Origin of the sequence: Aquiflexum gelatinilyticum (assembly GCF_024813435.1) — a bacterium.
In the GTDB taxonomy this organism is placed as follows: Bacteria; Bacteroidota; Bacteroidia; order Cytophagales; family Cyclobacteriaceae; genus Cognataquiflexum; species Cognataquiflexum gelatinilyticum.
Genome location: NZ_JANAEZ010000004.1, coordinates 400,223 through 412,341 on the forward strand (window position 1 = coordinate 400,223; position 12,119 = coordinate 412,341).

Annotated in this window: 8 protein-coding genes and 1 rRNA gene; 3 read left to right on the forward strand and 6 right to left on the reverse strand. The window is 39.6% G+C overall.

Features of this window, described 5'->3' with window-relative positions:
* Nucleotides 1-9 precede the first annotated feature (9 nt).
* A complete protein-coding gene (locus NK987_RS12135) occupies nucleotides 10-639 on the forward strand; it encodes a rhomboid family intramembrane serine protease (RefSeq protein WP_259264042.1) in 630 nt (209 codons plus the stop codon).
* Between the two features lie 35 nt (nucleotides 640-674).
* Here NK987_RS12135 and NK987_RS12140 read toward each other — a convergent pair whose 3' ends face one another.
* From NK987_RS12140 to rplU, 5 genes are all read right to left on the reverse strand, one after another.
* Nucleotides 675-986: an HPF/RaiA family ribosome-associated protein gene (locus NK987_RS12140; RefSeq protein ID WP_258424167.1), complete on the reverse strand. Its 312-nt coding sequence runs from the start codon at nucleotides 984-986 to the stop codon at nucleotides 675-677.
* A gap of 267 nt (nucleotides 987-1,253) precedes the next feature.
* Nucleotides 1,254-3,839 (reverse strand): zinc-dependent metalloprotease, encoded by a 2,586-nt coding sequence (locus tag NK987_RS12145; protein WP_259264043.1) that lies wholly within the window; start codon nucleotides 3,837-3,839, stop codon nucleotides 1,254-1,256.
* 182 nt (nucleotides 3,840-4,021) lie between these two features.
* A complete protein-coding gene (locus NK987_RS12150) occupies nucleotides 4,022-7,090 on the reverse strand; it encodes a WD40/YVTN/BNR-like repeat-containing protein (RefSeq protein WP_259264044.1) in 3,069 nt (1,022 codons plus the stop codon).
* Nucleotides 7,091-7,235: 145 nt separating this feature from the next.
* Nucleotides 7,236-7,496 carry a 50S ribosomal protein L27 gene (rpmA, locus tag NK987_RS12155; protein WP_241128279.1) on the reverse strand — a complete coding sequence of 87 codons (261 nt, stop codon included), beginning with the start codon at nucleotides 7,494-7,496 and terminating at the stop codon, nucleotides 7,236-7,238.
* Nucleotides 7,497-7,528: 32 nt separating this feature from the next.
* A complete protein-coding gene (gene rplU, locus NK987_RS12160; RefSeq protein ID WP_259264045.1) occupies nucleotides 7,529-7,840 on the reverse strand; it encodes a 50S ribosomal protein L21 in 312 nt (103 codons plus the stop codon).
* A 522-nt stretch (nucleotides 7,841-8,362) separates the two neighbouring features.
* On the opposite strand from rplU, the gene NK987_RS12165 reads away from it, so the two are divergent.
* Nucleotides 8,363-9,343, forward strand: a complete 981-nt coding sequence (locus NK987_RS12165; RefSeq protein WP_258424163.1) for a ribonucleotide-diphosphate reductase subunit beta — start codon at nucleotides 8,363-8,365, stop codon at nucleotides 9,341-9,343.
* Nucleotides 9,344-9,376: 33 nt separating this feature from the next.
* Complete coding sequence (locus tag NK987_RS12170) at nucleotides 9,377-11,782, forward strand: ribonucleoside-diphosphate reductase subunit alpha (protein WP_258424162.1); 2,406 nt, start codon at nucleotides 9,377-9,379, stop codon at nucleotides 11,780-11,782.
* A 243-nt stretch (nucleotides 11,783-12,025) separates the two neighbouring features.
* Here the strand turns inward: NK987_RS12170 and rrf are convergent.
* Nucleotides 12,026-12,119: ribosomal RNA gene (gene rrf, locus NK987_RS12175) — 5S ribosomal RNA — on the reverse strand; the annotation flags it as partial.

The window sequence follows — 12,119 nt, forward strand, 5'->3', positions numbered from 1 at the left end:
CATTGCTTCATGGAATTATCTGCAACGGTCATAATCATTGCGCTGACAGTCTTGTCTTCATACTTAGCTTGGCAAAAGCCCAACCTGTTGGAAAGATGGATGTTTACACCCTACCAAATCCAAAAAAGGAACCAATGGGATCGTTTTATCCTTTCAGGCTTTATCCATAAGGACGGGACTCATTTACTCTTCAACATGTTTACTTTCTATTTTTTTGGAAGGGTAGTTGAAAGTTTTCTTACGATCAAATTCGGACAAGCAACAGGGATAGGATTGTATATTCTATTTTATATCGGGGCGATTGTAATTGCAGATATCCCGACCTATTTCAAGCATCAATCCCACTCCTACTATCGGGCCCTAGGCGCATCCGGTGGGGTCGCGGCTACGGTGTTTGGCAGCATTATCTTGATGCCTCTGTCTGACATTTGTCTTTTTGGTTTGCTTTGTCTTCCGGGTTTTGCGCTGGGGGTCTTGTTTTTGATTTACAGCATCGTGCAATCCAAAAAAAGCGGCGATGGCATCAACCATGATGCCCATTTGTATGGCGCATTATTCGGAATTGCTTTTATTCTGATCGTGTCCCCACAAAGCGCTTTGAATTTTATAGATCAAATAAAAAGCTTCAGGCTTTTTTGACCTGAAGCTTTTAAATAAATTTTCTGAAAAGATTCCTATTTATCTTTTTGAAGCATACGGATATTTTTGTCAGTGACACTCCTTAGCATCGTATTCCATCTCTCCTTTCCTTTTTCCTCAGAATAAACATCCGGGCCGGGAACACCAACCCTCATACCTAAAATTCTTTCAGCTGTTTTTCCTTTTCCTGAAATATTAAAATAGATATCTACAGCATTGATATTGTCGGTGAACCTAGAGATTTTGTCAATTGATTTTCTGATTTGGGCCTGCAAACCTTCCGGCAAATCTACCTGTGGTGCCTGCACATCAATTTTGATTCCGTTATAATTTTCCGTGTAATTCATGGTACAGTATTTTGAGTTTATAAACGTGATTCTTTTACCTTTTACAGTAATTAAAGCTAGTCTAAATTTCTATTTCAACCGAATTTTAGGACACAAAAAACATGAAATTTTTAACCAAAATACATTAACAAACCTTCCAAAAAATCAGATTATCATCCAATATCCAAGTACACAGAAACATTCCTTTTTGGTACAAATAATTACTGGAATAAAAAAAACCTCAGACCTGAACGGCCTGAGGTTATAGAATCAATGTTTCATTTTTTTTTACTTCACATCCTCAAGTGTATTGTTGATGACCAATTTCAAATGGTCTTTGTGCGCCTTTGACGAAACATTTCCTGAAGAATTATTCACTTTGGTTTTGATATAGTTCAGGTTATACAATGCCGCAGACTTGGCAAAGTTGTTATACCTACTACTCTGTGGTCCTGTTACCATTCCTTTTAAAGTATTGACATATTCAATCTGCAGGTTTTGTCTGAAAGTGTTGACATTGCCATTGATGTCCGCATCGAAGATTGCTTTTGTCAAATCACTCATGTAGGTAGCCATGTTGTATTCATTGCCATACAATTCTGAATCTACCATTCTTTGTAGTGTATTTGGATGTGTCATATGGGCCAAGACGCTTCTTTGGGAATTCAAGACCTGCTGGTGAATTTTTGGATCTTCCGGTCCACCAAAAAAATTGAAGCCCCTTCTTTGCCTTGCTAGGTAATTGATCAGGTCTTCAGGGATTTGATATGCATTTGGGGCCAACATGTATTTACTGATCGCATCCAATGCCCTTTTCTGGTCTTTAAGACTTACCGGAGTATAAGGCTGGGTAGCACCTTCCTGGCCTGCCATGGCACGGTCTACATACACACCACCAATATACCTTGACATCACGCCTCCCGCTGTAGTATAAGTACCCATCAGGACACTATATGCCTGTGTCAACTCTTGGTAGGACTGGCCTTCTTTTGAATATTTTTCTTTGATCCCTTCCATAAGTTTCTTGGAAGTTTCCATCATGTGAATGGAATAGGCAATCTGATCATTGGAAAGGTCACCGATCATCACTCTTGGATCAATGGCTTTGCCCGGTGCTCTCATGTCATCTGCATCATTGCCAAATGTAAGTTCGGGCTTTGTAGAAAGTGCCAAAATTGCATCCAGCTCAGCTTGCGATTTGACAGGTGTATATCCTGCCTGAATCGCCCAAACATCGTATGGCCCTACTGTAGTGGAGAAATAATGACCTTGGGTGTTCTTATCAGGAGAAAGATTGATTGCAAGATAATCCATCACAGAACCTGAAAGGGCTTTCCCTTCTATAACATTCTTGTCAGCCAATTCTTTTGGTGAAAAAAGCTGGGAAGCTTTCATGTTATGATTCAAGCCAAGGGTATGGCCAACTTCGTGCATCAGCAATTCAGCCATGGCTTCTTTTTTCATGCCTTCCATCTCCAAGTCGGAAGCTCCATGTGCTCTCAAAAAAGCTTGACCAAACATCATGTTGTTTTGAAGGTGTGCCCCTACAAAACAAAAATGTGGTTGGTTACCAAGAGAAGTGTGAGTTTCCAAAGCTGCTTCTTCCCCGAAGAGCTTGTCATAAACAACCCTGTTGGTATGGTATACAAATTCCAACATGATGTCCGCACCTAATATCTGTCCTGTTCTTGGATTGACAAAGCTAGGTCCATAACCGCCAAAAGGAGGATTTGGTGAACTTGTCCATCTTAATACATTGTATCTGATATCACCTGCGTCCCAATCTGCATCATCAGGCTGAATCTTCACCTGAACAGCGTTTTTGAATCCTGCTTTTTCAAATGCTTTGTTCCATTCCAATACCGCATCCATGATTGTTCCTCTCCATTCCATCGGAGTGGAATTTTCTATCCAAAAAACTATAGGCTCGACAGGTTCAGATATAGCCGCATTTGGATCTTTCTTTCTCAAATCCCACCTGTGAATCAAATCCCGGAAAGGAGTTGCACTTGCAGAAGTCATGTCTGTCACTTCAGTAGTGAAAAATCCTACCCTCGGATCATCAAATCTTGGTTCATAGCCATTGTCAGGCAATTCGATCAAACTATGGAACACTTTGATACTCACATTTCTTCCGTCAGTTACTGCTGAAGATCCACCGTTTAGGACTGATGGATTATTGTACACATATTCGACCGCGAGGTCTGTGTTTTTCTCATAACTTCTGACTGCAAGGACTTTTGTTTTTTCACTGTCAAGGTTACCCAGTCTAAATGCCATTGGGGACTCACCTGGAAATGGCGGATTTTTGATTTGAGAGAAAGTTTCCTTTAGGAAAAGGTTATCTGCTTTGATAAGGATTGTTCCCTTTTCGGCATCTTCAGCTTCGATTTTGGCGCTTGCCATGATTCCCGGACTGATATTGGCATCCGCTGATCTGCTCAGAGGATTGGAAGGATCGAAATAGTGGGAAACGTTTTGCTTTACAAATTCGACGCGGTTGAAATACCTGACGATTTTAAAGATGTTGTTTTCTCCATAAGCACCTCTAAAAGTTCCTGCATCAGTGACACCATCCCCGATCTGGGCAAAATAAATAAACTCTTTTCCCAATTGGTCTTTGCTGACTTCCATTTTCAATTCTCCGCTGACAGTGTCTTGGTAGAATGTGAATAGGCCTTCAAACTTATTACTTCCTTTGGTAAGTTCAGCGATAGTTTTTTTGTCAGGCTTCTTTTCAGGTGCCGGAGCTGAAGCCGCAGTTGGATCTGATTTTTTCTTCTTTTTCTGTGCCAAAGCCTCGTTCATGGGCAAGGCCACAGTTACCATCACAACCGCCATTGTGAGGAGTAAATTCCTTTTAAGTCTTATCATAATGTTCTAAATAATTTGGTGGTAGAAATAATAATTATGTATTGTTAAAATTTGGGTAGTAATGTACAAATTCTTTCTAAGGCCTTAAAATTACAGGAGTAAGCAAATGAAAATTAAGAATTATTAACAAAAAAAATCCCTACCAATTATCTCGATAGGGATTTTTGAAAATTGAAAATCAGTTACTTCTTCTCTATTTCGGCTTTCATCTCTTCTATGTTGAGAATTTTAGATATCTGGGAACTTTCAATTTCTCTGAATTTTTTCAACTGGATATCAATCAAACCAGAAATCTCCACTTTCACTTCTTCAGCTCCTGCAGTTGGACGGTAATCTCCGTTACCAACGACAGCATTCAGATGGGCCAACTTATTGTTAAGTCTGATTGGGAAATTCAAAGGATCCTGTCCGCTTCGGTTTTGGGTTTGGTACAGTTCCTTTTCGATATCCGAAATAGCATTTACAATTGGTTCGATCCTTCTTTTCTTTTTAGGGTCTTTTTCTACCAATGCATTCAACTCATCCCTATATTTTCTGATGATGATGATGGTTTCATGGGTTTCGGTCAATTTATCCCTGACATCCAACAGAAAATCGTATTGTGCCAATAAATCTTCCTGCGAGGATTCGTAACGTGGATCAGCCAACACTTTGAAAGACTGTTCTTCTGCCTTGCCATCCACAATTAACTTCACTGTATAATCGCCCGGAACTACCTTTGGACCACGCAAAGGTCCACCCCACATGATCATTCCCTCAAAACTTTTAGCATCTGGAATTCTCAGGTTCCAATTAAATTCATTGGAACCGGTCTTGTATTTCAAAGTATCTTTTTCAATTCCTTTGGAAGAAAATTCTCTCAGAAGATTTTTATTGGTGTCATAAAACTCAATCCTGACTTCTTCTTTTGGCTCTTCCTTAAGGTTATAATATACCAAAATACCTCCAGGTCTATTGGTCCCTGCTGTTTTGGACTCTCTTTTTACTCCGTCCATTCTGTAAGAATCCTGAGGTTTGAAAAGGTAAAATGGCTTCGTACCCACTTCATCTGACAATTGGTGCAGTACCGTCAGGTCATCTATGATCCAAAAACTCCTGCCCTGCGTCGCTGCTATGAGGTTATTGTCTTTGATCGTTAAATCTGTAATGGGAACGATCGGAAGATTGAGTTGGAATGGCTTCCAGTCCGCCCCGTCATTGAAAGAGATATACATACCTGTTTCGGTTCCTGCATAGAGTATTCCTTTTTTAGCAGGGTCAGCCCTGACTACCCTAGTGAAATGCTGACCGTCAATACCACTGGTTATTTTGGTCCAGGTTTTACCATAATCAGAAGTTTTGTATATGTACGGTGCGTAATCTCCGTTTTTGTATCCCGTAGCCGCAAAATACAATCCACCTTCCTCAAAAGGATGACCCTCAGTGCTGTTGATTTGGATCCATTCAGGAAGGCCTTTGGGAGTTACATTTTCCCAGGTCTTTCCATTATCCTTAGAAACATGTACCAAACCATCATCCGAACCTGCCCAAAGCACTCCTTTTTTCAATGGTGATTCGGAGGCTGTAAAAATGGTACTGTAGTATTCTACAGAGGTATTGTCTTTGGTAATTGGTCCACCGGAAGGCCCTAATTTTTCTTTTGCATTTCTTGTCAAATCCGGGCTGAAAGTCTCCCAAGATTGCCCTCCATCAGTAGATCTGTGAAATTGATTGGAAGTAGTATAGAGGACTTTAGGGTCATGTAGGGAAAAGAAAATAGGGAAATTCCACTGAAACCTGTATTTCATGTCTTCGGCACCGTGTCCCATGGGATTGTTCGGATAGACATTCACTGTTCTTGAAGTCTTGGTTCTGTGGTTTTCCCTAGTCAAATATCCACCATACGACCCGCCATACACAATATCGCTATCCAATGGATCCGGAGCTATCCAACCACTTTCTCCACCGGCAGTAGGCTCCCAGTCATCTTCGGTAATCCCTCTTCCATCATTTCGGTGGCTGATACGCAGCGTGGAATTATCCTGCTGTGCCCCATAGATTCTGTAAGGAAAATGATTGTCCGTAGTTACCCTGTAGAATTGGGAAGTAGGTTGATTCATATAAGTTGTCCAAGAAGCTCCACCATCAAATGATACTTGAGCTCCCCCATCATCAGCGATGATCATCCTTTGATTGTCCTTAGGATCTATCCAAAGGTCATGATGGTCACCATGTGGTGCTTCCGAACTTTTAAAAGTCTTTCCTCCATCTGTTGATTTATGATAATCCACATTCAGTACATAAACGGTGCTGTCACTTTGGGTATCTGCATAAAGTCTGGTGTAATACCAAGCTCTTTGTCTCAGGTTTCTGTCTTCATTGGTTTTCTCCCAGGTATCGCCACCATCGTCAGATCTGAAAAGACCACCGTTGAGATTCTCGACCATTGCCCAGATCCGGTTTGGATTGACAAGAGAAATTGTTACTCCGATAATTCCAAGCGTTCCTTCAGGCAATCCTTTGTTGGTCGAAATTTCCGTCCATGTTTCACCGCCATCAGTGCTTTTAAAGATTTTGGATCCGGGACCACCACTCTCCAAGCTGTAAGGCGTTCTTTTCAATTCCCAAGTTGTGGCGAACATGGTATTGGGATTTGAAGGGTCTAAAACCAGGTCCACTGCTCCTGACGTGGGATTTACAAAAAGTTTTCTGTTCCAGGTTTTTCCTCCGTCGATTGATTTATAAACCCCTCGGATTTCAGTTGGTTTAAAAATATCACCCATTACTGCAGCAAGGACGATGTCAGGGTTTGTCGGATGAATCCTGATACGTGATACAAAGCGAGATTCTTCCAATCCTAAACTTGTCCATGTTTTACCTGCATCTATACTTTTCCAAAAGCCATAGCCATAAGAGACATTTCCTCTGACAGTTTTTTCTCCCCCTCCAACATAAATGATATTCGGATCAGAATCCGACACTGCTACTGCCCCGATAGATCCTCCAAAAAATCCGTCAGAAATATTACCCCAAGTCTTACCTCCGTCAGTAGTTTTCCATACCCCACCACCTGTGGAGCCAAAATAAAATGTATTTCTTTCAGAGGCTACCCCTGCAACGGCCGCCGAACGTCCACCTCTGTGTGGACCGATATTTCGCCATTGTATGGCTTCATATATTTTTTCATCATAGGATTGGGCGCTTGTCTCTAGGCTGATGTAAAAAGCCAAAAGAAACCCGATTGTCCAAATCAATCGTATTGTTTTGATCATTATAATAAGGTTGGTTATGTATGACGGAATTTAATTCTTTAAAAGGGAAAATTTTATAAAAAGTGATTTCTGGCAAATTTTTGGTCTAAAAACAAAAAAGACTTCCCTGTTAGGGGAAGTCTTTCTGTATCTAAGAAAATAAATGTTATGCTTCAGCGGGAACTACATTGACGTAAGATTTACCGTCAAATTTCCTTTTGAATTCAACTTTTCCCGGTACTAAAGCAAATAGTGTATGGTCTTTGCCAATACCTACATTTTCACCTGGGTGATGCTTGGTACCTCTTTGTCTAATGATGATGTTTCCGGCAATAACCGCCTCACCACCAAATTTCTTCACACCTAGTCTTTTGCTGTGTGATTCTCTACCGTTTCTGGAACTACCGACGCCTTTCTTGTGAGCCATGATTTTATACGTTTAGGACTTCTTGCGAAATCTTATAATGAAATGCTTTCAATCAATACTTTAGTAAAGTTTTGTCTGTGACCATTTTTCTTCTTGTAACCTTTTCTTCTCTTCTTTTTGAAGACGATTACTTTGTCACCTTTAACGTGATCAAGAATTTTTCCTGATACCTTGGCCCCTGCAATGGTGGGTGCCCCAATTGATACTGTACCATCGGCCTCAGCCAATAATACCTCATCAAATTCCACGGAAGCGCCAGCTTCGCCTTGCAACAATGGTGCATAAACGTGCTGATCTTTAGTTACTTTGAACTGCTTTCCTGCGATGTTGACAATTGCGTACATATAATGATTTTAATTGCTTTAGGAAATTGAGGTGCAAATATAAAAACTCTTTCCTTAAGAAAAAAGTATCCAGGAGAATAAGCTTACTTTTCTATAATTCTCGACCTCTATATGGTGGCTTTTGGTAAAAATACTGAGTTTTGGTTAAACTAAATAGAACTATATCTTTACAGGATAAATTAATTTTGACTTTTATTCAAAAACCTCTTTAAAAATAGGTCAGAAAAAAAATTTATGGACTTTTAAAAAAGTTTTGATGCCTCATACAGCTATAATTGATTAAATTTTTACTTTATATAAATTATTTTAAAATATTGATTTATAGATTTTTAATTATTTTTTGAATTAAGTTCAAAAAACGATACTTTTAGACATTTAAAGGGTTTTATTTTTGGAATTTGTTCATCATATTTGTTGAAGGCTGTTTCGAAAAAAATGGCCTTTTCTTTCCAGCAATATTTTGAAAACAATATAGCCTTCTAATTCCTTTAAAGAAGACTAACCCCAAAACATTTAAGAGTAATGCAACATTTTGAACCAATTCTCCAGGAGAATAAAAACCGCTTTGTTTTATTTCCCATCCAGCACGATGATATATGGCAATACTATAAAAAGGCTGAAGCAAGCTTTTGGACGGCTGAAGAAATCGACCTGAGCCAGGATCTTAAAGACTGGAAAAACCTCAATGATGGTGAAAGACATTTTATATCGCATGTTTTGGCCTTTTTCGCAGCCAGCGATGGGATAGTTAATGAAAACCTTGCTGAGCATTTTGTTGCAGAAGTTCAATATACTGAAGCCAAATTTTTTTATGGATTTCAGATTGCCATGGAAAATATACACTCGGAGACCTACAGTTTATTAATAGACACCTACATCAAAGACAATGTTGAAAGGGATAGATTGCTCAATGCCATCGAACACATTGAATGTGTAAGAAAAAAGGCAGATTGGGCATTGAGATGGATAGATAATGGTAATTTTCAAGAAAGACTTATTGCTTTTGCTGCAGTGGAGGGTATATTCTTCTCTGGTTCATTCTGTTCTATTTTCTGGATGAAAAAAAGAGGCCTGATGCCAGGCCTTACTTTCTCCAATGAATTGATATCCAGAGACGAAGGATTACACTGCGATTTTGCTTGTCATTTATACACCCAGCATGTTGTCAATCACTTGCCAAAAGAAACGGTAACAAGGATAATTGAAGATGCAGTAAACATTGAGAAAGAGTTTGTCACAGATGCATTACCGGTAAAACTGATTGGCATGAATGCCGATTTGATGTGCCAATATATTGAGTTTGTTGCAGACAGGCTTCTTGTCGAGCTCGGTTGTTCCAAAATTTGGAATAGCACCAATCCATTTGACTTTATGGACATGATTTCCCTCCAGGGCAAAACCAACTTCTTTGAAAAAAGAGTGGGTGATTACCAGAAGGCCGGAGTGATGAAGTCCAAAGAATTGGTCGATTCACCTAAGTTCTCCATAGGAGAGGATTTCTAAAATTATTTCACCACCAACCCAAATCCATTTGTCATGTTAGTAATTAAAAGAGATGGCCGTCGAGAGTCAGTGCGTTTCGACAAAATAACCGCCCGGATAGAAAACCTATGTTATGGATTGGATATTAATTATATCCATCCAATAGAAGTAGCAAAAAAAGTAATCGATGGCCTTTATGACGGTGTGACCACCACAGAGCTTGACAATCTTGCAGCTGAAGTGGCTGCTTCATTGACAGTAAAGCATCCTGATTATGCTATTTTGGCTGCTAGAATCGCTATTTCAAATTTGCATAAAACTACCTCACAGTCTTTTTCCAATACCATGAAAAGGCTCTATACCTATGTCAATCCAAAAACAGAGGAAAATGCGGCCTTGATTGCTCCGGACGTGTATGGGGTGGTAAAAAATCATGCAGCCAAGCTGGATGAAGCCATAGATTATAACAGAGATTTTGACTATGATTATTTCGGATTCAAAACTTTAGAAAAAAGTTATTTGATCCGTTTGGACAATAAAGTTGTAGAAAGACCTCAGCACATGTTGATGAGGGTGGCGGTCGGTATCCATAAAGAGGATGTTGATGCAGCCATCGAAACTTACCACCTTCTTTCCCAAAAGTGGTTTACACATGCCACTCCAACTCTTTTCAATGCCGGTACTCCAAAACCACAACTTTCTTCTTGTTTTCTTTTGACAATGAAAGATGACAGCATTGATGGAATCTACGATACTTTAAAGCAATGCGCCAAGATCTCCCAATCAGCAGGTGGAATAGGACTTTCAATTCATAATGTAAGAGCGAAAGGAAGCTACATAAGAGGAACCAATGGTGTTTCTAATGGTATCGTACCTATGCTCCGAAATTTTGATATGACTGCAAGATATGTGGATCAAGGAGGTGGAAAAAGAAAAGGAAGTTTTGCGATTTACTTGGAACCGTGGCATGCAGATGTGAAGGATTTCTTGGAATTGAAAAGAAATCATGGTAAAGAAGAAATGAGAGCCAGAGACCTTTTCTATGCCATGTGGATACCGGATCTATTTATGAGACGTGTGGAAGAAAATGAAGATTGGTCACTTTTCTGTCCAAATGAGGCCCCGGGATTGGCAGATTGCCACAGTGAAGAGTTTGAAAGACTTTATGAAAAATATGAAAGAGAAGGCCGAGCTCGAGAAGTCGTAAAAGCCCAAGAGCTCTGGTTTGAAATTTTGGAATCCCAAATCGAAACAGGGACGCCATATATGTTGTACAAAGATTCTGCTAACAAGAAGTCCAACCAACAAAATCTTGGAACAATAAAATCTTCAAACCTTTGTACTGAAATTCTAGAATATACCTCTCCTGATGAAGTGGCGGTATGTAATTTGGCATCTATTGCACTTCCTAAGTTTGTCACTACAGGACCTGATGGAAAGAAATTCTTCGACCACCAAAAGTTGTATGAAATTACAAAAGTTGCTACCCGAAACCTTAACAAGGTAATTGATGTCAATTTTTATCCTGTAGAAGAAGCCAAGAGGTCAAACTTTCGGCACAGACCAATAGGACTAGGTGTTCAGGGATTAGCAGATGCTTTTATCATGCTAAGAATGCCATTTGAATCTGCAGAGGCAAAAGGTCTCAATGAGGATATCTTTGAAACCATATATTTTGCTGCCATGGAAACATCTATGGAGTTGGCGAAAATACATGGCCCTTACGAAACATATGAAGGTTCCCCTGCCTCAAAAGGAATATTCCAATTTGATATGTGGGGTGTTACTCCAAAATCCGGCAGATGGCAATGGGATTCTCTTAAAGAACAGGTAGTAAAACATGGTGTTCGTAATTCATTGTTGGTCGCCCCGATGCCTACTGCATCAACGTCACAAATACTCGGAAACAATGAATGTTTCGAACCATATACCTCCAATATTTACACAAGAAGGACTCTTTCGGGTGAATTCATCATCGCCAATAAGCACCTGATGAAAGACCTGATCAGCTTAGGCCTATGGAATGATAACATGAAAAATAGGCTAATAGCTGCTAATGGATCTATCCAAAAACTACCCGATGTTCCACAAAACATCAAAGATCTATACAAAACAGTTTGGGAAATTTCTCAAAAAATAATCATTGACATGGCTGCTGATAGGGGCGCCTATATTTGTCAATCTCAAAGTATGAATGTTTTCATGCAAGATCCAAACTTTGGAAAATTGACCTCAATGCATTTTTATGCATGGAAAAAAGGACTTAAAACAGGTATGTATTATTTGAGATCTCAAGCTGCAACTGCTGCTATTCAATTTACAGTAGATAAAGGAGCTTTGGAACCCACAAAAACTGTCGTTGCATCTACACCAACAATGGATTTAACAAAAGGACAAAAGCAAGGAGCAATAGCCTGTTCCCTCGACAATCCCGATGAGTGTGAAATGTGTGGAAGTTAATTCTTACTTTTGACAATCTAAAGCAAAAAGCGTCTGACTTTGTCAGACGCTCTTTTTTATTTAGAAATTCTTGATTAAAATTATTTTTGAAAGTTTTTTTGGAATAAGAGTAAAACCAAATCAAAGTTTAGGTATTATTTTTAATCAGAAATTATGCAATAAGATTAAGGTTTGGTATATCAAAAAAACCTCAATGTTCTTAAAACGCAAAAAGCCTTTGGAATTCTCCAAAGGCTTTGAATAATGTGGCGGCGGCCTACTCTCCCGGGTGTAACCCCAGTACCATCGGCGCTGCAGGGCTTAACTTCTCTGTTCGGGATGGGAAGAGGTGGGACCC